32 protein-coding genes are annotated in these 21,043 nt (G+C 38.3%); 2 read left to right on the top strand and 30 right to left on the bottom strand.

The genetic code is table 11. The features are described from left to right. Window positions 1-71: 71 nt before the first annotated feature. From PULV_RS01975 to PULV_RS01955, 5 genes are all read right to left on the bottom strand, one after another. The gene (locus PULV_RS01975) at window positions 72-440 is read right to left on the bottom strand and encodes a hypothetical protein (RefSeq protein WP_193330811.1); all 369 of its coding nucleotides are present in this window, start codon (window positions 438-440) and stop codon (window positions 72-74) included. 126 nt (window positions 441-566) lie between these two features. Beyond that, window positions 567-998, bottom strand: a complete 432-nt coding sequence (locus PULV_RS01970) for a hypothetical protein (protein WP_193330810.1) — start codon at window positions 996-998, stop codon at window positions 567-569. Window positions 999-1,144: 146 nt separating this feature from the next. Next, the gene (locus PULV_RS01965; protein ID WP_193330809.1) at window positions 1,145-1,540 is read right to left on the bottom strand and encodes a hypothetical protein; all 396 of its coding nucleotides are present in this window, start codon (window positions 1,538-1,540) and stop codon (window positions 1,145-1,147) included. A gap of 120 nt (window positions 1,541-1,660) precedes the next feature. Beyond that, complete coding sequence (locus PULV_RS01960; RefSeq protein ID WP_193330808.1) at window positions 1,661-1,915, bottom strand: hypothetical protein; 255 nt, start codon at window positions 1,913-1,915, stop codon at window positions 1,661-1,663. Between the two features lies 1 nt (window position 1,916). Then, a complete protein-coding gene (locus PULV_RS01955) occupies window positions 1,917-2,276 on the bottom strand; it encodes a hypothetical protein (RefSeq protein ID WP_193330807.1) in 360 nt (119 codons plus the stop codon). Between the two features lie 314 nt (window positions 2,277-2,590). On the opposite strand from PULV_RS01955, the gene PULV_RS01950 reads away from it, so the two are divergent. Further along, window positions 2,591-3,289, top strand: a complete 699-nt coding sequence (locus PULV_RS01950; protein ID WP_193330806.1) for a tyrosine-type recombinase/integrase — start codon at window positions 2,591-2,593, stop codon at window positions 3,287-3,289. A gap of 85 nt (window positions 3,290-3,374) precedes the next feature. Here the strand turns inward: PULV_RS01950 and PULV_RS01945 are convergent, their stop codons facing one another. The 19 genes from PULV_RS01945 to PULV_RS01855 form a co-directional block, all read right to left on the bottom strand. Continuing rightward, window positions 3,375-3,563: a ribosome modulation factor gene (locus tag PULV_RS01945; protein ID WP_193330805.1), complete on the bottom strand. Its 189-nt coding sequence runs from the start codon at window positions 3,561-3,563 to the stop codon at window positions 3,375-3,377. Window positions 3,564-3,580: 17 nt separating this feature from the next. Next, window positions 3,581-4,804, bottom strand: coding sequence for a hypothetical protein (locus tag PULV_RS01940; RefSeq protein ID WP_193330804.1), 1,224 nt, complete (start codon window positions 4,802-4,804; stop codon window positions 3,581-3,583). Window positions 4,805-4,817: 13 nt separating this feature from the next. Continuing rightward, the gene (locus PULV_RS01935) at window positions 4,818-5,117 is read right to left on the bottom strand and encodes a hypothetical protein (RefSeq protein ID WP_193330803.1); all 300 of its coding nucleotides are present in this window, start codon (window positions 5,115-5,117) and stop codon (window positions 4,818-4,820) included. 11 nt (window positions 5,118-5,128) lie between these two features. Next, complete coding sequence (locus PULV_RS01930; RefSeq protein WP_193330802.1) at window positions 5,129-5,389, bottom strand: hypothetical protein; 261 nt, start codon at window positions 5,387-5,389, stop codon at window positions 5,129-5,131. Window positions 5,390-5,443: 54 nt separating this feature from the next. After that, window positions 5,444-5,665, bottom strand: a complete 222-nt coding sequence (locus tag PULV_RS01925) for a hypothetical protein (protein WP_193330801.1) — start codon at window positions 5,663-5,665, stop codon at window positions 5,444-5,446. 23 nt (window positions 5,666-5,688) lie between these two features. Continuing rightward, entirely contained in the window at window positions 5,689-6,093 is a 405-nt protein-coding gene (locus PULV_RS01920; RefSeq protein WP_193330800.1) for a hypothetical protein, read from the bottom strand. 24 nt (window positions 6,094-6,117) lie between these two features. After that, on the bottom strand, window positions 6,118-6,297 hold the full coding sequence (locus PULV_RS01915; RefSeq protein ID WP_193330799.1) for a hypothetical protein: 180 nt from the start codon (window positions 6,295-6,297) through the stop codon (window positions 6,118-6,120). Window positions 6,298-6,344: 47 nt separating this feature from the next. After that, a complete protein-coding gene (locus PULV_RS01910) occupies window positions 6,345-6,887 on the bottom strand; it encodes a hypothetical protein (RefSeq protein WP_193330798.1) in 543 nt (180 codons plus the stop codon). Window positions 6,888-7,004: 117 nt separating this feature from the next. Further along, entirely contained in the window at window positions 7,005-7,427 is a 423-nt protein-coding gene (locus tag PULV_RS01905; RefSeq protein ID WP_193330797.1) for a hypothetical protein, read from the bottom strand. A 116-nt stretch (window positions 7,428-7,543) separates the two neighbouring features. Continuing rightward, entirely contained in the window at window positions 7,544-8,140 is a 597-nt protein-coding gene (locus PULV_RS01900; protein ID WP_193330796.1) for a methyltransferase type 11, read from the bottom strand. Further along, window positions 8,140-9,507 carry a DUF3560 domain-containing protein gene (locus PULV_RS01895; protein WP_193330795.1) on the bottom strand — a complete coding sequence of 456 codons (1,368 nt, stop codon included), beginning with the start codon at window positions 9,505-9,507 and terminating at the stop codon, window positions 8,140-8,142. Before PULV_RS01895 ends, PULV_RS01900 begins: the two co-directional genes overlap by 1 nt. 126 nt (window positions 9,508-9,633) lie before the next feature. Then, the gene (locus PULV_RS01890; RefSeq protein ID WP_193330794.1) at window positions 9,634-10,749 is read right to left on the bottom strand and encodes a hypothetical protein; all 1,116 of its coding nucleotides are present in this window, start codon (window positions 10,747-10,749) and stop codon (window positions 9,634-9,636) included. 153 nt (window positions 10,750-10,902) lie between these two features. Continuing rightward, the gene (locus tag PULV_RS01885) at window positions 10,903-11,184 is read right to left on the bottom strand and encodes a hypothetical protein (RefSeq protein ID WP_193330793.1); all 282 of its coding nucleotides are present in this window, start codon (window positions 11,182-11,184) and stop codon (window positions 10,903-10,905) included. Window positions 11,185-11,215: 31 nt separating this feature from the next. Next, window positions 11,216-11,665 (bottom strand): hypothetical protein, encoded by a 450-nt coding sequence (locus tag PULV_RS01880; protein WP_193330792.1) that lies wholly within the window; start codon window positions 11,663-11,665, stop codon window positions 11,216-11,218. A 103-nt stretch (window positions 11,666-11,768) separates the two neighbouring features. After that, window positions 11,769-12,074, bottom strand: a complete 306-nt coding sequence (locus tag PULV_RS01875) for a hypothetical protein (RefSeq protein ID WP_193330791.1) — start codon at window positions 12,072-12,074, stop codon at window positions 11,769-11,771. Between the two features lie 117 nt (window positions 12,075-12,191). Further along, complete coding sequence (locus PULV_RS01870) at window positions 12,192-12,626, bottom strand: hypothetical protein (protein ID WP_193330790.1); 435 nt, start codon at window positions 12,624-12,626, stop codon at window positions 12,192-12,194. A gap of 118 nt (window positions 12,627-12,744) precedes the next feature. Beyond that, the gene (locus PULV_RS01865; protein ID WP_193330789.1) at window positions 12,745-13,713 is read right to left on the bottom strand and encodes an adenine nucleotide alpha hydrolase family protein; all 969 of its coding nucleotides are present in this window, start codon (window positions 13,711-13,713) and stop codon (window positions 12,745-12,747) included. A gap of 141 nt (window positions 13,714-13,854) precedes the next feature. After that, window positions 13,855-14,199, bottom strand: a complete 345-nt coding sequence (locus tag PULV_RS01860; protein WP_193330788.1) for a hypothetical protein — start codon at window positions 14,197-14,199, stop codon at window positions 13,855-13,857. Between the two features lie 133 nt (window positions 14,200-14,332). Further along, complete coding sequence (locus tag PULV_RS01855) at window positions 14,333-14,749, bottom strand: hypothetical protein (RefSeq protein WP_193330787.1); 417 nt, start codon at window positions 14,747-14,749, stop codon at window positions 14,333-14,335. A gap of 741 nt (window positions 14,750-15,490) precedes the next feature. Here PULV_RS01855 and PULV_RS01850 point away from each other — a divergent pair. After that, window positions 15,491-15,640 carry a hypothetical protein gene (locus PULV_RS01850; RefSeq protein WP_193330786.1) on the top strand — a complete coding sequence of 50 codons (150 nt, stop codon included), beginning with the start codon at window positions 15,491-15,493 and terminating at the stop codon, window positions 15,638-15,640. Between the two features lie 34 nt (window positions 15,641-15,674). Here PULV_RS01850 and PULV_RS01845 read toward each other — a convergent pair whose 3' ends face one another. From PULV_RS01845 to PULV_RS01820, 6 genes are read right to left on the bottom strand one after another with little or no spacing between them, the layout of a single operon-like run. Further along, window positions 15,675-17,414 carry a conjugal transfer protein TraG N-terminal domain-containing protein gene (locus tag PULV_RS01845; protein ID WP_193330785.1) on the bottom strand — a complete coding sequence of 580 codons (1,740 nt, stop codon included), beginning with the start codon at window positions 17,412-17,414 and terminating at the stop codon, window positions 15,675-15,677. Continuing rightward, window positions 17,411-17,758: a hypothetical protein gene (locus tag PULV_RS01840; protein ID WP_193330784.1), complete on the bottom strand. Its 348-nt coding sequence runs from the start codon at window positions 17,756-17,758 to the stop codon at window positions 17,411-17,413. The genes PULV_RS01845 and PULV_RS01840 overlap by 4 nt, the downstream gene beginning before the upstream one ends. Beyond that, the gene (locus PULV_RS01835) at window positions 17,755-19,122 is read right to left on the bottom strand and encodes a hypothetical protein (protein WP_193330783.1); all 1,368 of its coding nucleotides are present in this window, start codon (window positions 19,120-19,122) and stop codon (window positions 17,755-17,757) included. The genes PULV_RS01840 and PULV_RS01835 overlap by 4 nt, the downstream gene beginning before the upstream one ends. Beyond that, the gene (locus PULV_RS01830; RefSeq protein ID WP_193330782.1) at window positions 19,116-20,102 is read right to left on the bottom strand and encodes a TraU family protein; all 987 of its coding nucleotides are present in this window, start codon (window positions 20,100-20,102) and stop codon (window positions 19,116-19,118) included. The genes PULV_RS01835 and PULV_RS01830 overlap by 7 nt, the downstream gene beginning before the upstream one ends. Next, window positions 20,086-20,532 (bottom strand): DUF1525 domain-containing protein, encoded by a 447-nt coding sequence (locus PULV_RS01825; RefSeq protein ID WP_193330781.1) that lies wholly within the window; start codon window positions 20,530-20,532, stop codon window positions 20,086-20,088. Before PULV_RS01825 ends, PULV_RS01830 begins: the two co-directional genes overlap by 17 nt. Beyond that, on the bottom strand, window positions 20,525-21,019 hold the full coding sequence (locus PULV_RS01820; protein ID WP_193330780.1) for a hypothetical protein: 495 nt from the start codon (window positions 21,017-21,019) through the stop codon (window positions 20,525-20,527). Before PULV_RS01820 ends, PULV_RS01825 begins: the two co-directional genes overlap by 8 nt. Window positions 21,020-21,043 lie beyond the last annotated feature (24 nt).

The following is a 21,043-nucleotide window of genomic DNA, read 5'->3' as shown; positions in this document are numbered from 1 at the left end:
ATTTCCTCTTAATAGAATGCAGGGAAATGACCCTACAGGGGAACATTTTCCCCAAGGGCGTTTTAACTACTTTACGCGACCTTATTCTTAACAATCGTGTTCTCTAAACCTAACAGATATTCACCATCTGGAATAAAGGTACCATCGTCAAAACAAAGCTCAATGCCATCACTGCAAAGAATATCGATAAATTTATCAATATCATCAATATAAATACTGTACGTATTGGCAATTATCGAGTAGATGACTTTACGATCCCTTTCACATATTAAAGACCAGATCTCTTCATCAACAGCATTAGAAGCACACAAAATATCGTCAACATCACTAAATCGACATTTTGACAGAAGTGTAACAACCATTTTTACTTCTTGACTTAATAAACCTGGGCCGACAATAAGGGTTTCACCGTCTAAACATTTTTGCGTTGCAAATTTCATAATAATCTTCCTATATGCGATAGCTAATGCTTCGCTTTTGCTAATATTTCAACACTAAATATACCAGCCTATTGGCTGAATTTTTAAGTAAAAATAAAAAAGGCCGCTAAGCGACCTTTTTATATCCTAATAATTGACTTCTTCCATATCTGAATCGAAAATCTTTACAGCAAAAAAGCTGTTAACATTTTCATTTTTTGTTTTACGAGCATTATGATAATAACCTTCAGCTCCTAAAAAGCGACCTTCCTTATTATCGATATCAACCTGGTTACAATAACCCATCACGTAAAATTTTTCTTCCGGATGAACTAAGCTAAACACTTTACAGCCTCGATACTCATGATGGCCATGAGTAATTTGGCCAAACTTAGCAAGATGCTCCAAATCACCTTCCTTTAATGTCATCGTATCTTTTTCACCATACCTAACCTTCATAGGCTTAGCCTTTAAAAGTTGAACACATAAGCCGTTATCTAAAAAACGATCAGCTTTTGTAATTTGATGAATGTTACGGCCCAGTTTCAATTCTGTAATAACTTTACTTGAGTTTTCCATAGTACAAACCTTTTATGCGCGATAGCTGCAGCTTCGCTTTTGTTAAAAATCAAACTAACTATACCACTTACTTAATAGACTTTAGATTAAGCAAAAAAAAGCCGCTATAGAGCGGCATTTTTTAGTGAATCTGTATTCATCTGTCATTAAGAGTTAAAACAAAAAACCTCACATGTATCGGGTTCGCTATAAACATGGTCTATAGCTAAATCAGATAACTTGATACAAAAGTCAACATAAATATCATCATGACCATTCCAATCATGTTCAAGTTTAACTTTCTTGAGAAAAATCGCATGTGCTGAATCAATATTATCGGCTTTAATGAATAACATGATGTTTTCTTGTTCAGCAACACGACCTACAACAACAAAACAACCTAAAACATTTATAGCTGATTCAATCGAAGGTAAGACTGATTCAGAATTAATTTCAATCCCCTCTGATTCACCAAACACCAATTCTGTTCCTTGATCTACGTTATCGTCTAACCACATAGCTAACTGTTTTAATAGTCCAATATTAAGAACCGAGTTTTTCATAATTTTTTCCTTTTACGCGATAGCCTATGCTTCGCTTTTGCTAATAATCAAGATAACTATACCACTAAACCGATAAACTTTAAGTTAAGCAAAAAAAAGCCGCAATAAATGCGGCATTTTTTAGAGAATCTGTATAGCACGTTCTTTAAGGTGTGTACTTAAATAAAGCGCGATAGATTCTTTACTCTCAGCGATAACAGCTACACTGTTCTGAACTCGCCAAGGTATGTCACTTTTATCGAGTTCTTCAGCCCAGAATCCAAAGTGAGCTTTTCCATCATCATGATAGACCGTAAAGCAATGAGCATAAAACCCTTGCAACATGTCATATTGCGCTCTTGTAATACCGGTTATATGTTGTTTTTGAGTAGGCATTTTATTCACTCCCTACCAGATCATTAATATGAAAGACTTCGATAAAACCTTCGTCTTTTTCATAAAACCCCACCTTAAACGAGTCACTGACACTATATTGAGTGTCAATAAGCGATTTAGGTGAACATTGATCTAAGAATAATAACAACGAACTAAGTGTAACCTTTTTTTGCTCCATCACTTGAGGACGTTCACAAACTAAAATTACGTTATCTTCAGCCGTTATCTCTATACCTGCTTCAAACTCTCCAGGTACCGGCTCAACGATGAGCAGATGATCTCCAAAACAACATAATTGACTAGCAACTATTTCTGATAACATTTCAACTGTAAATGGATTTTCAATATCTGAAACCAACATTTTTAAACTCCTATAACACGATGGCCAATGCCTCGTTTTTACATACATTCATATTTACTATATCATTTAATGAAATTCTAATGCTCTCGCCATATAATTCCCTTTGTTTTTATCTAATTTACACATCCCATTGTCATTTACCGCTATTTTGTCAATCCCCCCTTAGCCCCTTTCACGGCTTGGCTTTGTGCTGCGACCGGCAGGTGTTTTAAACACACCTTGAACTTGCGTTTATCATAGGGTTTTGTCAATCTATAACAACAAGTCCGGATCATTTAGCCCTAAATCAACAAGCAACATACCAGGTCATTTTCATGCAAACAGATCACGCTTTAGCATTACATCAATACGAGGAACCTCATCGACCGAGCCTCACCCTCGATGACGGTATTGATTGGCACTTTCACCAACAATATCGTCAAACCCTGATCACCGAGAAAAATCTACCTAATTACTTATTGCTTCCGGAAGTGAATAAATTACTCGATGCAATGAGTGGGGAGCATTTTGCCAGAGCCGAATTTATCTGGCGCACCGGTGCAAGAATTTCTGAAGCACTGGCCATCAAAAAACAAGCACTGACCTTTTATGAAGAACGTGGCGAACAACGGGCCATTGTGACGCTGCGGACATTAAAACAACGGGGTAAACCCAAAGCCACCGATATAGATAGAACCCGAGACATTCCCATTCGTGATCATGATTATGCACTGACACTTAAAAGACGCATCGATACAATGCCAGGTCGATCAAGAGAAACGCCCCTCTTTATTCCTTGTTCTCGGCAAGCTTTTGATAATGCCATTCGTTCGACTGCAGACAAATTGAATTTAATGCCAACCAGCGCCCATGTATTAAGGCACTCATTCGCCTGTAACCTGGTACTGCATCGGCGGGATGTATTTTTAATTCAGCGCTTAATGGGCCATAAGCGTATCGAGTCCACACTGATCTACATGCAGCTTTTGGATATTGATATGGCGTTTTTATTAGACGGGGTTAAATTTAGGTGAGTGAGCAAGTTACCCACAATTGCCACGACAGATTGTTCCTCCGGTCTGTAGTGGCTGCATGATGGATAACTCGCCTAGATAATATTCATACTGCTTTATTTTTAAAAGAGTCCGTAGACCAATCCCACGAATCAGTAGTATCACACTCTTCCTCATGCGACCAACCCAGATACCATTCATCATGCCGCCAGTCACCTTCCTCGTATGGATTACTGTCTGGTGATTTCATTTGCATAAAAGCCTCACGTCCTTCATCAAATGGAAGCTTATCCATGTTACTTATTCCTTTATTCACAATCTCAACAAACCAATGACATCTACAGAGTTATCGATATTAATATCTGTCATATCTTCATGCAACTTGGCATAATATGCTGGATATGCGCCACTCTTATACACAACGAAATAAAGATCTTTTTCTCTTTCATATTTAATATGGCCATCAGCAGAAATAGCAGAAGTAGTTCTATCTAACTCTGAAAAGGTTAGCTCTGCTAGTGTGAATAACGCATTATTAACGACCTTTATTAACTTCTTTTTTTCGGCAACAACCAGATCATCACGACTAAGATTACTTAAATAAAGCTTATCCCTATTAAGTTGATCAATTTTTCTTTGTAGCTCACCTGCAGAACGCTTGCTTTTCGCATACTGTCCTTTGTCCTCTTTATCATCAACATCAAGATGAACTTTGGCAAGTTTAGAGTATTCAGCTCTGAGGTAATGAGTAAGTATCGAATTAGCCAACTCTACCTGCCCTTTAGAAAGGTGCGACTTATACGCACTCCTGTCTTTTGATCTTATCCACTTGAATTCCAACGTGGGGCAATATAAATACTTATCGAATTGCTTCCCTTGGCCAATAAACATTTCGTTCAATTTTTTCAGTTTAGATTTAGATGTTCCTGCATCCAGATAGAGCGCATTACTGCAATCTGTACTTTGAGCCTCTTTTACCTTTACCACTTTAAAAATAGAGTCTTTTCCCAAGCTTTTTTCAAATTTCTTTTTAGCTTTTAGATCTGTAGGAGAAAATTGCTCCCTAAAAGTCACTTTCGATTTTTCATAATCTGCTTTTGCTTGAGCAATGGCATCATCATTTTCTTTCTGCTTGGTTTCATAGTCATTAATAGCACTATTGACATCGTTCAGTTCAGCGGTCACTTTTAGCAACTCAGACTCAACAGTCTCAACCTTTATTTTTCCATTTCTAATAGCGTCATCTACGCTTTTATCAAAATCATAATCTTGTAGCTCATACTTACTAACACCTGATGAAAAACGGGCTATCTCTTGTTGAACCTCAAGTAATACACCTATATCGCCATTGTGATTACCAAAACGATTTATCTTGTTTTTCCAGTCATTAAAGTCACTTTTATCTATCCCTATTAACGACGCTTCAGTGGTAAACGCTTGCATATTAAACTTACTAGAGGACAATTTAACCTCATCGCCCATAGCAATTGAGGACATTAACAAACTGAGTCCTGCAAAAATAACTACTTTTTTCATTACTAACATTCCCTCAAATTCTTAACTTTACAATTGGATAAATATTAAAGCCCATTTCAACTACATGTTCGGTTTTTTCAACAAAGCCCGAATTCACTAATATTTCTAAAATACCTGGAATATTAGGCTCATCTATAATTGTTTCATCATTTAGTATTTGATAATCAGGAAGGCACTTAGTCAACGTAGCAAATGGCTCATTATTTGAATCAAAGGCTTGAATTATCACTTGGGAAGGATTTAGTTTATACCTACCAGTGACATCGAGGCGTAAAGCCTCTCCCATATATTTAACATTGTGTTTTTGCTCCATTTTTCCTCCGGTTAAATCTCAAAATAAAACATATCTATATCAGCGTAAGGCTGAAAACAATGAGCTTCATCATCAAACAATTTAAGCACAGTAACCCCATCCTGACCTTCGTCAAGTACGCTTCCACCATTATCAATGACATACTTCTTCGCCTTCATTAATCCTGAATGATAGGTTTCACCCGCGTTTCTTAATGCGAGGAGAAAGGCATCTAGCCCTTCCATTTTCGCTGCAGATAGGCGTAAATCTGTAAAATCAACGCTTAATTCCATTACTTATTTATCCCATAATATTTATGATGTCCGATAGGGCATATTTTGTACTAATTAAAGGTAAGCCAATAGCTTCTCACATTCTGAATATTTAGATGCCAATTCTTTAACTCTTTCCTCAGTCATATCTATCAAAAATGTATTGCTATTATCATCTGGTAAATTATGCAATGCTTCAGCAATATCGATAGCCAATTGTTGACCACCGCTATTACGTACTTCCAAAGCATTTCTAATTAGAGTAAAACCTTCTTTTGACAATGCGTTCGTGTTCATTACAAACTTATTCCAATACCTGATTAATGATTAGGGTTACGGTGAGAACCTATGAGCATAAAGTCATTATCCCGACCTTGTTCTTTTATAAATTGCACTCTTTTAGCTAATGCCTCTTCAGTATAATCTTGCGGATCAGCCTTCGGATCTGGCGCGTAAATTTCTTTACCTGATTTATAAATAACAACCATCTCAGCTTCTTGTTTTTTATTGCGCAGGTCGCTTTGATAACCAAAGGTAAATACGGGCTTATATTTACCCTTATGATCGCCTTCTGTAATTAGCTCAAAGTATTCGTACTCTGGAGTTAGACGAGCATTATCAACCAAACCTTTATTAAAGCCTTGACCAATATATGTAGTATCGGCATCTTCTATCTTTCCACCAACCCCGATAGCATAGGCAATTTTACTTAATATACGACTCATGATATTTCCTGTGATTTCCAATTACTAAGAAAAGGCTTCGGCCATTTCTTTTTGATGCTTTTTAAAAGCTTCAATGTGTTCATTGCAATTTGAACACACACCTAAACCTAATGTTTGATCTAACAACAACCAGTGACAAGGTTCATCACTATGAGTGCAAGCCTTAGAGTCTGTGCAGCCACAGCCAATACATTCATTTTCCATAATTAATTCCTCGCCTGGTAAAGTTGTTTTAGAACCACGCATCCCAACTATCTAAAATGGGTGGTAATTTTGTCACGAACCCGCTCAATTTCACGCATCCGAAATTCATTTGGCAAACCAATAACCGTTACTAAACCGTCCCGTATCGCCGCCATAGGATTTCCATACTGGTTTTTTGACTGATAAACTAAAATCCCTTCATCATCTAGATATCTCCACTCACAAGATTTAAAATCTTCACCTTTGTCAATCTCAATCGCTTCTACTTTACCCAAGTGCAAAGGTATTGAGTGAATAACCTTTAATTGTGGCTCAAAATTATTAAGATCATTAGCAGAATCAACATCGAAATAATGAGCATCACTTATGTGAAGTGGTTGATCATCCAACGCTTCTAAATATTGCTCATTTAAGAAAATGGTTCGGTTCGGTGAAGCAGCTAAACGTAGGAAATATCTAGTACCAGCTTTATAAGTATTACTACTAACAACTATAACTACACGGCCTAAGAACGTCTGCTTTTTGTCAATGCTGTGTTGATGGTGCAGATGTTTAACAAAAGCTCTTTGCCCCACTTGGTACATAGTCATACAATGGCCTTTAATCTTCTTTTTTCAGTAATTGATTTTGTATTACAACTATACCTCAAAACACCAGTTGAAATTACAGCCATAAAAAAAGCCTCTAAGGAGGCTCTTTTCTATGACTTATGCTCTAAGTGCTCTTATACGTTCTATCCCTCGTTCAGTCCAATGAGCTTGGGTAAAACTTCTTAACACAGCCAGTCCATATTTTTCTGCAGATATCACCAAAGCCCTATCTTCAGCCGAAGGTGTTTTTGACATGCTATCAAACGCTTTTAAAGCATCTGATAATGCGAACATATCTTCGTCACTGAAATCAGGAGCGTCGAATTCAATTACCAAATCCCAAGTGTGTCCTTTCCATTCTGGATCCAAACATTTGAATATCGCTTTTTCTGAATCACGATATTCACACTTATAACGCCATACACCTGCTGTTACTGCTGGCCCATAAACTTCAAAACCAACCACTATTTCTGAAGGCTGAATTTCTCCCTCACCGGTACCAGAAATACGCTGTAGGTTCATAATATTTGTAATAGCCATAATTATCTCCAATATACGCGATAGCCTATGCTTCGCTCTTTCTAAAATTCTTAATAAGTATAACAAGATGGCACTTAATTTAGTTACGGGCATAAAAAAAGGCCTTACGGCCTTTTCTATCGTTGGAAAAGCACTATCTTAGTCCTCACTTTCGCCCACTGAAACGTATCAATTGGTAATGTTTCCATCACCTCAAAACCTTCCAAATCGAACGAAGCAGGAACCAGTGCAACCAAGCTGCTACCTGAACTATCACAAAGCAAAGATTTTGCCATTAACACATGTTTTTTCCATGTCTTAAATGGCGGGTTCAAGATTATATGCTTGAACCTATCTTTAGTATTTAAACCAAATTCAAGAAAACAATTGTTAATCACCTTTAACCGGTGATCAAAACGCCCTTCAATATGTTGGCTTAATGCTACATGCCTTTCGACCGCTGTTATTTGCTCAATGCAAACACCATGATCTAACAACGCCTGTATTAAAGCGCCTGTACCACCATGAGGTTCAAGAATGGAGCAGTTACCTGGTTCAAGGTAATCAACCATTCTACTAGCCACATTAGGCGGTGATACATGACACTCAGTTGCAGAATCAACAACCACTGGTTTAGGTGTATCAAAGCTAGGCCTTTTTACATCTATCCAGTTACGACGTTGAACGGGTTTTCGCAATGGCTTATCGGGTCTAACGTAAATAGATGCATCCATTAGGCTGCATCCTGTTCTACCTTGATAATTGCGTCACTTTCCGGCATAGGATGTTCTTTAGAATCCGACAAGAAAACAGCTACCCATTCAGCTGAATAACCTGGCCCCTTGTGATTAGGATCCTTGCACATCTTAAAACGGAATTGGCCACATGATGAATCTTTTACACCGCGATAATCAGAATAAATATCTGAATACTCAGCTTTAGTCATCACCACTTGGCGCAACGTAGTCACATTGCGAAAAACAACCCCTTTAATCGATTCAGCTCTGAAGTTAAGAATCGGCGGCTTAGCCGGTTTCTTAATAGGTACTTCATAACCACACGATTGCATCAGGTCTTTCCATTCAACATCAGACAACGACAACACTTCACCTTCTCCAATATGCAGAGGTAACGGAACACTAGAAGTTAACTTCCAATTCCCCTCTACTTTCTTGCACTCTGGTTTATGAGCACCATTATCACGAGCAAATGCCTTGATTATGGTTGCCGTCAGCGCATCTTCGAAACGAACAGTATCACCCAACATGAAGCGTTCATAACCAAGTCGATTCAATGTATGTTGAATACGTCTTGCATAAAAAACACTGTTAGCAATACCGTTAGCCCATTGAAGTGATTTATCAATCACCTCTTGTTCAGTCATTTCAGCTCGATCCAAAGCACTCCAAAAACCCGAAGGTGTAGTGGAGCCAGTCTTTAACATCGAACCGGCATAATGACGAACATACTTAGGCTTCTTCTCTGCATCTTCAATTGCATCGATGTCGCTCCAAAGCTTAATGCATATCTGAGCATGATTAAGCGTTCTTTGATCATCACGTAGTTCAGCAAGTAGTGTTTTAATCCTTCTTGCTCGAACATCTGGATCGTTTTTGTAGTTAGCGTGACGTTCTACCCCTTCAGCTCTGTATAGCCAATAAGATACCGCGTCAGCAGCTTCTACCGCTTTTTCATGTAATCGCTCTACCTGCTCTGCATCTTTTCTCGCTCGACGTTCTGAATGATGTCCTACCAATATAGGTTGGCCAAAACTCATTCTTTCCGCTAAACGAATAGCTGCAGAAACAAATGCATCTGACTGTGACGAACGCTTTTCAGCTAAAGAGTCAAGTCGCTCAGCTTTCACTTCAGCACGTTCAAGTAAGGTAGTTTCTTCAGCTACAATGTTACCGGCCAATTGAATACACAAGTCTTCACAACTTGGCGTCCATCTTGGTTTAACAAAAAGCTTTTGAACCGGTGCCCACTTAAACCCTTTCTCTTTTAACAAAGCATAAACATCATCACTAACACGTTCACCGTTAGTGTAGATACGCAATTTGTTGTCTTCTGGGCTGTATGTTGCACGTACAATAGTCATATTATTTTCCTCATTTACACGATGGCCAATGCCTCGTTATTACTTAAAATCCGGATCAATATACCATTTAACGCAATGAATTTTACGACAGACATAAAAAAACCCCGCTAAGCGAGGTTTTCTATTTTAGGCAGCATCTATAAGCTTTATATCACCGGTAAGGTATTGAGCCTCTTCCGCTTCCATATCAACTATTGGATACCGATTATTTAAATCAACAATTAAAGAGCGACCGTCATTGCTATGAGCACCCAAATGTAGAACTACTGTACCGTCTTCATTTTGGTTACTCCAAACCCGCATGTGATTACACGTAAGGATATCAGCATAACTATCAAGAGGATTTTGGTAATACCCTTTGCGAAAGTTACTTGCCGCATCTCCAGCATAATCATCGGTCATATAGTAGTCCTGCTTATACTTTGAAAATTGACCATTAGCCAATATTTTTCTAAGCTGTACTACCGTCCATTTTTTTGGCATCGATGCAACTGGCTTAACGCGATTAATCACAAATGGCGAGAAGTTTTTGTTGCCGGATACATTGTCTTCATATACCCGTACTGAACTATCACCCACTTTAATTTCAGCGCATTTACCGTGATAACGACCATTATCAACCATTTCTAAACTTGTAAGCCAAGTCCACACACCTTTGGGTGTTGGAGTCTCGCAATACTCATTCAGAATTTCACTCCAAATCTCCATAAAACTACGATCAGTTAAACGGTCATGGCATACACGAAAGCCGGTACACTCTTTGCCCGTTTTAAATGAGTTTTCAAGATCATAAAAGCTGATAACATCACCACCGTAATAGTAGCGATACTCCAGATTAGAATCCTTAATGTAAGTAACATGCTTACTAGGATTAAACCAGACGAAGTTACCGTCTTCACCATCCTCAACAATGTTCCAAGCTTTCTTAGCCATAGTTTCTACAGTGTAAAAACTTGGAACTGACGCTTCATGAAGAGGATCGTCTTTCCAAGAGTTCGCAAAAACGCGAGCCTTTTCTAGAACTTCACTACCTTCAATTAGCATCAACGCTGATTCAACGTTATTGCTGATCATGCCCCAGGCATTATTCAAATCAACCATATTGTAAGAACAACCATGCTCTTTCGCTCGATCTGAATGCACCAATAACGCAGCTTTTTTATACAGTTTTTTCAAACCTTTAAAGTCTACTGCATTACCAAAAGACGTTAGACACTCTACTGCTTGCTTTAATGTTTTCATATTTTTCACCTTTATTCACGATGGCCAATGCCTCGTATTTACTAAAAATCATGATTATTTTGCCACAAACAGGCATTTGTAGAGCCGTTGAATAAAAAAAACCCCGCAGTGCGGGGTAAATGGTTGGGGGCAGTATATCGTTATAATAATTATTTAATTCAAGGCGATAGTTCCGCCTTCTTTTTCGATAATTCTACATGTAGAACTACTAACTGCAGAATGTAACTCGCTGTTATTACTAAGCAGCAAATTGAACTTAAAATCTTCCTTAGCTTCCCACTTATCATCAGAAACACCTTTGATGACTTCCGGCATTGTTACAAGCCGTACACCATAAACATCAAAGTCATTTTCTTTACAGTAACAGTACTGTTCGAAATCCACTCCCTGAACTTTAAATGAAAACAAAATTACAGCTTGTCCGTTCTGCTCCATCAATTACACCTCACGAAAAATAAAAGCCTCTTTAAGAGGCTTCTATTGTATCGCACCAGATAGGCCCGATTTGGCAGTCAGATAATTTTAAATCTGATATTTCTAAGACACAATCATCGCCATAGTGACGACGAATTGATAACTCAGCCTCTTCAATATTCTTTGCTTTGATAACCGGTGCTCTACGATAAATATTTACACCAGCCTTCTCACCATTAGATTGAAGTGTTACTACCGCACTAAACACATACTGTTCGCGTACTTTACTTAGCTCTAACCAGGTATTTACCTCATTAGTATCAACATCCTGATCAGTAAGGATCCAATTAATGTTAAGCATTAACGCTCGTTCCGGAGCGTTGTTAAACCAACGTCCATCTTCAAGTATGATGTCTACTGCATACTTATTTCGACTCTCTCGCCTTTCAACGACAGCGCCACGTATAAGCTTGTCACCATTAGTCCACATAATCAGTTTCATATTAACTCCTATTCACGATGGCCAATGCCTCGTATCTACTTAAATTCCCCTCTAGCTTATCAGCTCCTTTAACATAGAAGTGACAAGCAAAAAAAAACCCGTCTTACGACAGGTTTTTGCTTGGTGCTAACGCAACAAAGTCACCAACAGTTTCTATTGCACCTATTTCAGCAAGCGTATTAATAACATGATCTACATCACTACGTTCATTCGCTAATAAACATTTAGATAACACATCATCTAAATGTTGAAAATTTCCTGTAATGACAGAATATACATCTTGAAAGGCAATTCCGAATTCACCAGAAAATAGCTCTTGTAACTCAACATATTCAAAGTCAGCTTCAAGGGCAGCCATCCAAGCAGCAATACTAGGATCGATTTTTTCTACATTAACTAAAGTTTGCATAATATTTTCCTCAATTTCACGATGGCCAGTGCCTCGTTATTACTTAATTACAACTCTAGTTTATCGTGATAATTAACCCTGAATTTGCTTCAAAATAAAAAAAGCCCAGAAGGGCTTTTATAAAACGTAGATCCCATCTTCAAACAAAACAGCATATTTAGCTCTTGTTATCGATTTAAGACCTTCGACAATTTCAGGCATTTTTAACCCATTCAGCTCTAGCCATGAATCCGTTTTAATCGGATCATAACCAACGGCTTTACCGGCACAAAATAAACCTCGTTCTTTACTCACTTTCTTAGCATTTCTTCCTCGATAGACAATATTGCCACGAAGGAACGCATGAACTGTTTTCGTTATTTTGGCACCTCGCTCGATACGCGATAACGTATCTCTACGACCGCTGGGTTGAACGACAAGCTCAACATTCTCAAGCAGAACACAACTATTAGAAGCAACAACGGTATCCGTTATAGTGTCTCTAATAGAGTAAATTCGCTTAGGACTTTTACCCATAGCTTTACGGTTAAGATAAACCTCTACCTTTTTCATATTTATTCCTTATCACGATGGCCAATGCCTCGTATTTACTAATCAACCTCTATATTTTGCCATGCTTATAAGCATTAAGGAGAGAGGGCAAAAAAAAACCGGCTAATGCCGGATTTTTTTAGTATGCCGAAGCAACACAGTGACCATGTGACATTCGGTAATCGATGATCATATCATCAGTCCAGTTTTTAAACTTTTCTTGAACGATACTTACCATTTCCGGTAATCGACGTTTGCCCCATACGCCCAGGTTTTTATTGACGTATACAATTCGCGGTTCATCATCAGTGCCTTTATTAACCGGCACAGCTTCTAAATGGCTCCAACGATTAAGCTTACGCTTTTCGTAGTAAATCCAATTTTCTAAAGCTTTAGGTTCGAATCTACGCAGATACTCCAATTCTTCCTCAGACAAAAACGGACACATCATGCAGTTACTAGGAATTGGTATCTTATGGCCAACAGACTTTATATACGTCTGACAACCTTTGCGATCCATGTTCATATCAACCAAAGGGTAAATATGTTCGATAGATTCACGATACCAGCGCTCTTTTCTATCAGCCGCATCACTCATTCGCTTTTCTTCGTTCTTTGCAATACCGATCATCATCTGTACTTTTCCGAACTCAACAGCAAATTGTCGAAACCCTTTTTTCTTACCAACTTTAACACCGTATTTTTGACCTAAATAATCTTCTAAATAACGATAAATAGGCTCAATTTTCAGTCGTTGACTACAAATTTTAGGGTAGGCTTTTGATCCAACAGCTTCTTTTACTTCATAGAAGTGCTCAAGAGATTGCCAATCTCCAGTGTGATATCCCATCTCAGGTATTAGATGAACAAATTCAATACCGTGAGTTTCACAAAATATCTTAATGCTTTCTAAATGTTCATAGGTCTGGGGGAATTCGTTCCCTGTATCAGAAAAAATCACCAAAAAATCATTTGGTGCGTACTGCTTTTTAAAGTGCTCATCATAAACATACTTATAAAGAAGCGCTGTACTATCCTGCCCTAATCCCATAGATAACACTGTTAACTTTGCTGAGTCATCACTACAAGCAAACATATCCAAAGTCATAATTATTCCTCAATTTCACGATGGCCAATGCCTCGTATTTACTAATCAACCTCCATATTTTGCCATTACTGCTCTTTGAATAGTGATACATACATAAAAAAAACCGGCATTAGCCGGTTGTTTTATTAATAAGTAGAAAACCTACTCATTCCAGAACCATCTGACCAGGTTGCTATTCTTTGCTTCTTTTGATTTTGCTGCCATGTGTGCGATTGCAAAAGCGACTGCACCCAATACCAAAACGCCAATTGGCCCAATACTGAAGAAATTACCAATTTCCAGATCAAAGTTTTTATTTAGGTAAGATGGCACAAAGAACATGCCTAAGATTGAAAGCAATACAATACTGCCCCAAACCTTATTTCTGTACAGCCCAAACTCTTTATCAGTCCATCCAACGTGTTCCACTGCTTTACAGTTACCACATACAGTTACACGCGCTTCGACGCTAGAGTGACATCGAGGACATTCTTTATATTCATTCACATTAAACACCTTATAAATATTAACACGATGGCCCAATTGCCCCGTATTTACGTTCAACTGGATCATATTACCCAATATAATGCCAACCTAACCTTATCTATCAAAAAATAATTTAAGCCAATAAAAAAGGCCGCTATGCGACCTTTTTATTCCAACCATCTAACGCCACCACGTTGTTAGTTATTTCTACCGGTTGTCTTTTAGAGTTCAAATATCGGAAGAGATTAACCCGACCAACAGTCGATAATTCTCCGGATTTACTATCACACCAAAACATAAACCAGCTACCAAGCTGAAAAGCCTCTTCATCCTTTCCTTTAAAGCCTTTGATTCGGCCATTAATGTTACAGGACAACTTTTTCAGATAAGTACTAACTCTTAACAATGAATCGCTAGTATCTGAAAGTCTTTCGTTTCTCAACCTATCAAGCGGCTTTAGGAACGACTCACACATACCGTTTAAGCGATCATATTCTTCAGATAAGAACGTATTTTCAGCATCAGCAATTAATGCCAACACCTCCTGTTCGCAGAATGATTTTGATTCCATATTTTTCACCTATATTCACGATGGCCAATGCCTCGTATTTACTGTTTATCAAAATCATTATTGCACAAAAAAAACGCTAATAAGCGCCTTGAGAAATAAGCTGTTTATATAACCCTATAACAACGTCGTACTTTCGTTGACCGCTTAAAATTATACCTGCATCACCTGCAGCGGTGACAATATCCGGTAATTCCATTTTTGAAACCTTCTCCATGACGGCCCTAACATCACCTTTCTCAACAAGTGACTTAATACTAACCACCACCACAACTCCCCTCTACATTCTTAGATAACCTAAAAGAAAAAACCGCTCATAAGAGCGGTCATTCCGTTGCGTAAGAAAACACTGCTATAAAGCAGCATGCGTAACAAGTTACGACTAGCATTTACAGGTTGCTTCTACCCCACCCCACGGTGTAAAAATTCCATTTACTTAAAAATCCTTATCTTACTTAACAACACTATAATACATCGTTTTAGAGCCATTTTTTGACTCTATAATATTTTTAACTGACTATTCACTTTCTTTTTGATCTTGCTGTGCTACCATCTAAATTAATTCTTCATGTAGAATTTTAGTATTAGTAGCTTTTATGTTGCATCACAATCCTCTGTCTATCTAATGAGGTACAATATATCGGCAGACGCTAATCAATATGGAAGAAATGCTGCTTCGCATTGCTTCATCCATATTGCACGTCGGCCAATGTTAAGTGAGCAATCAGACAGAGGGGATTTAAAATGAACACACTACTATCTTTAACACTAAACGTCATTGCTTCATTAGTTGGTGGTAATGGCACAGCAGATGAAACTGAATCTAAGCCAGTTGTTTCATATAAGCCAAAAGGCCCAAACGGTGAAATGATTCAAGTTTATGAAAATAAATAAAAAGGAGGATTTAAAAAATCCTCCTTTTTTTTAACTACCCTTTCGCTCCTTTTGACGCCACTCTTTTAGCTCCCGATTTAATTCCGTTTTCAGCACCTTTTCGTACATTACCAGATTGCTTATTACCCTCTTGTCTAGCAGGGCTACCAGCACTTCCACCTGGGTCACTCGAAATTCCGCTCATGTGGGAACCGACCGTCATTCCAGCCGCTGTCATAACACCAGTAAACAAAGTTGGAAACGCCAAAAACAATGCGTCTGTTAGATATTGGCCAAGCAACATAGTATTCGTTCGAGTTATATCCCCTATCCATAAATCGCCATTAGCCATCGTACTTTCTATTAAACTTTGTTGTGCTAATAAAGCCAAATCCCAAAGAAAAGGCCAAAAAAATACTGAACCCACAAAAAAATGGAATGGAATAATAAATTTATAACCAAACTTTGAAACGATCACAGCCATAGGATAGGCCGTCAGTAAAATCAAAAACACCATACTTTTAGCCAAAGGCGCTGCTAATTGAATCATACTAGCACCAGCAAAATTACCGATTGCTGCTCCCGCCGTACCTATGGTACCCAACGTTCTCGATATAACGCCCTGTATCGCGTTAGTTTCGCTATCCCAAGCATAATCTTTAATCTCTGCACCTTTAATTCTGTTAATCGCCACAGGGTTAAAATAGGCCATTCTTAATAGGGTATCGTTTTCTGACTCAGTATTTTCAAATATATTGTATTCCTTCAGCATTGCGACGAATGATCCGTAGTTACTACCGGTATTTTCTGGCAGGTTTTTTATTAACCGGCTTCTAAGCGATATGTCATTTGAACTTACACTCACACCACTATACCCAGCACCTATACCCTGCCACCACTCTCTACATGATGGAAAACCACCTACTTGATGTAGGCAAGACCCGCTACTACAGTCTATTTCACCATTTTGTTCAGCTTCTTTGCTTTGCATCCATTTAGGTACTTGCTGATTAGTTTTAGCTCCTTGCCAACCTTCAAGCAATACCTGAGAATAAAACCCTCTACCTACTGCTCCGTAGTAGGCATCGTTCATAAATGATCGATGACCTGGCCAAGCTAAATCTGCAGTATCAGGATTCTCCAACCAAGGCATGTTACTATCTTTGTTTCTAACAGCTAATGAACGCGCCGGTTCAAAACACTGCTTAACGAACTCTTTCGTTTCTATCAATAAATCAGTATCTTTAATTTGAGTATCTAATAATTGCTTACTAACAGCTACGACATTGATGGAGCAAGGCAGTTTGTCTACTGATTCAACGCTATAACCTGACATGTATGACATAACAAGCTGCATAGCCAAAGGTACTCTCAATTTGCTTCCGGATACCTCAACCAAAAGGTTATTAGGTTTTATTTTTACTTGATCAACCAATCTGGGACTACTATTAATTATTTCCCCAATCCCTATATCGTCTTCGATATAAACTTCTTCACCTGCTTCACATTGCTTCGTGTATTGCGTCATATTGTCAATTTCAAAAGGAACCATTGGCCAAGCAAAAAATATGATCGTAAAAATACCGATATATATTCTGGTTTCCAATTTTTTAAGCATAAATCCAGAGTCACTAAATGCCTTTCCGGATTCAGTACTTTCTTTCATGACTTCAAGGACTATCATGATAATCGGCAATATTATCAATTTAGTATCAACGATAATGGCCCATAGCGTATTTAACGCATATAGGCCAATACTCATGAAATATAGGTCAGATAAACTGGTAAACGTCATAAACTATACCTCGACGTCCAACTGATCACCTCAACAAAAAGGACAATACTTATGGCCAATATTTTTTTCTCTACTAGAGCATTACCGAGCTGTTCCGCTTTTTCTCCTTCTGTTACCCTATTGGCCAGCCAATGACACGATTCACGCCAATGAAATGCAACATACGCGTATAATCCGTAAGTTGCCGCTGAAGCATATATACCCAAGTTATTCCATGTACTGTCAATAGATTTCCAACCATCGATGCCAATAGAAGCAAGCACAGCACCAAGCAATGATAATCCAATTAAAACGGCTATAGATATTAAGACCCACTTCAAAACAATTTTAATCATGATTTTCACTGACCCCTACCGGTAACTTTTTGAAGACCTTCTACTGCACGACGTTGTATTTCACCATCAATACTACTGTCTTGTCTCAAGTTACGGCGGCTTTCGAATCTTCCAAGCAACAAGGCCACAGCGTCCCCCCTTGCAACCCTTTTAAGCTCCAACTCTTCCTTGATCATACCCACCTCTTCAGCAAGCATTTTTATCTTAGAATCTACAATTTCAAGGTTTTTAGGAACGGATGTAAAGTTCGCATCCCCCTTACCAGCAATCATTATCCGTCGAGCTGCTAGCAGCATATCTACAGTTCTTAATAAAGCGACATCCTGAGCGATTCGAGTAATAAATAAATGCCGTTGCGCTATTTCATCACGAAGTGCATAAATAACACTCTCGTTAATCAAAACATCGTTAGAGCTAATATCCCGAAGTTGATCTAACGAAGGAACGCTATCCCCCTCTACAATCAATGCTAACGCATCACGAATTTCGGTTGCTTCATCTGCAATAAAGCTATAAACACCGTAGCCAGGTATTTCTATCAATTTCGTACAGTCTTGGCATGTGGCATATTGAGTGTCACCAACAACATCAACAATCCAATCTTCAGCAGCTTCGTAGTCATCCCATATTTGCTGTATCCAACTAACCACAGGCTCTCCATTAGCATTAGTGGTAACTTTATCTGCAGTCCTGTCAAACCCTTCTTTGATAACGTCTTTAACAGGCTTACAACGCTCACTGTCTTTACCGCCACACTTTTCACCGTTCATGCCGATGACACCTGCATCACCTTTGTTTTCATCAGCATTTTCAACCTCAGAAATCAAATCTTTGTTTTCTTTATCTTCTGAAGCGTTAGAACTAAATTCTAACCATCCACTTGTTTCAACAACATCACCAAGGCCGTTAGACCCTTCCATATATCGCTTAGACATATCTCTACAACTTGCTGCAGACACATCAAATATATCTTCGCCATTCAAAATAGAGTTATTAAGCATTTCATATAAACCTGGATCTTCACGCTGAATAAGAAGCATGGGATATTGAGTTATAAACCCAGTAATTGAAGATACTACGTCTTTTTGAAGACGCTGAAACTTACTCTTTGCATCGTTCATCAAACCAGATACAGAAATACCTGCATCCCACCCAGAACAACTTGCACCAACATTCCACCCGAACTCGGGATAATTGACATCTACAGTTGGAGTAAGTCTACGACGACCTATACTGCTAGTGCCGCCTATCTTATAATCTAATACCGGATCCATTTTATCGAGCACAGTATCAACTTTACCCTCATCTTCAGCCAAAACAGGCAACGCAGAAACCAACAGCATTACACCAAATATTTTAGAAATTTTTACCATCGTACTTTTCCTATAAACGAATACCCACTAGGTTTCTGGCAACACTCATATCTTCTCCAGTAATGCCATATGTAATCACCGTCATCTGAACGCCTATCACCCCAACCTTCCATGTCAGCATCACTGGGCCTTTTCAATCTTTCTTCACCCAATATGTGACATCCACTTTCATATTTAGGGTAAAGCATTTGCCATTTACCCTCTTTTGTAGACCACTCTTCAACACTCATTGATGGCCGATACCACTGGCCTTCTGAGCCATCAAGTTCATCGCTATAAATACCAAACGCTCCATTAAAAACTATATCGATTGAGCGCTGTGCAATTACCGCACTTGCTTTATAGTGATCTTGATTTAAAACAACCCCCGTTCTAGGATATAAATAACCCCAGAGATTTTTATTAATGAACGCATTCCTAGTACCATCCTTTCTCTCACCTATGTATCTATCCCTACCGGCTAGATTACTAATTCCGTCAATCAACCCAGTATTCCAGAAAAAAGGATTCGAGCGGCTAACAAAATACGGTTTATACGGAGTACTACCAGGATCACATGCCAATCCTAGAGGAAGCTCTTTAAGGATATTTATAAGTAGTTGAGCTGAAGGGCTACCATACACATCAGCAATCCTGTAATTGATCGCCATACGCTTGTTGTCACGCATCCTTGTTTGCTCAGCACCGTCAGAATGCCAAGGAAGTATTCCTGTCATAGTATTGGTAATAGATCTGCTAATTTTCTCAGGGGATTTTGAATCATAGACAGAAACGAAAACATCTGGGGTATAGTGCTCAATAATTGCTGTTGTATCGAAATTACACGCAATCAAGGTACATTTAATCCAAAAACATGCACCTTTAACTGTAAATGCAGCACAACTCAATGTATCTATAGAGCCAGCTTTAATAAATGTATCGAATGAAAAATCAGCTTGTACTGAAGGGGCGCTAGCAAAAAGGCTAGCGCTTAGTACCATAGCGGTAAGCGTTGACTTTTTGAATCGCTTTAGAAATGTTAGTTTCGCCGTATACAACAAAATTTTTATCACCATCACTGTAAACGACGGCTGGTACTTTAGTTAACCCGAATTCGTCAACTGCAGTAAGATAGTCATACGCAAGCGGTAGCTTATCGATTAGAGCCTTAATTTCAGGATCTTTATTGACTTTATTCATAGCCCAAACTTCAACATCACTTTGACTTTTAGCTTGACCTTTAAATACCAGACGCCTATTAATTTGAGTTTCTATTTTACTCACTTCAGAGACGTCATAGTGGTGTACGTAAATATTTTTTGGAACACCAGTTATTTTGTCATATCTTGCATCGTAAATAATCGTTAAATACTCCGCAGAATAAACATCTAAGGATAAAAACACTAGCATTAACACTAACAGTTTATTCATCTGCTAACTCACTTAGATACGCTATAGCATCATCAAATGAAAGGTTTTTACTATTCATCACCTCCTTTATTACAGCTCTAGCTGCAATAAGATCAACAACAAATTCGCTATGACTCACACCTGAATACCCAAGCTCCTTCTTCTGTTCATCAAAATGCTCTTTCGTTTTTTCAACGACACCAATTGTTTTATATTTTTTTTGACTATTGCAGCCAAGCTCTTCCCTATTTTTACGAGCTAAATATTTTATTAATGTAGTACGTACATTTTTTTCCCAATAAAGGTCATTGACTACATCTTGGAAGTCTTCTTTATCAGCGTCATTAACTCGCTTTTTGGCGGCAACCATTTTTTCGTCAGATAAACCTAGCTTCTCTTGGTTAAGAGTAATGTGTTCACATATAAAAGCTTTTTCGAAGGGTTGCCACCATCGAGGATTTCTACCAATCCCTACCACTTCGTTTTTCCGTATAGTTTCTTTTGTCATTATTTTAAACGTATTTAATCAATT

The sequence above is a fragment of the Pseudoalteromonas ulvae UL12 genome (assembly GCF_014925405.1).
Lineage (GTDB): Bacteria > Pseudomonadota > Gammaproteobacteria > Enterobacterales > Alteromonadaceae > Pseudoalteromonas > Pseudoalteromonas ulvae.
The sequence above is the reverse complement of the archived record's forward strand: the minus strand, read 5'-3'. Positions and strand labels throughout refer to the sequence as shown.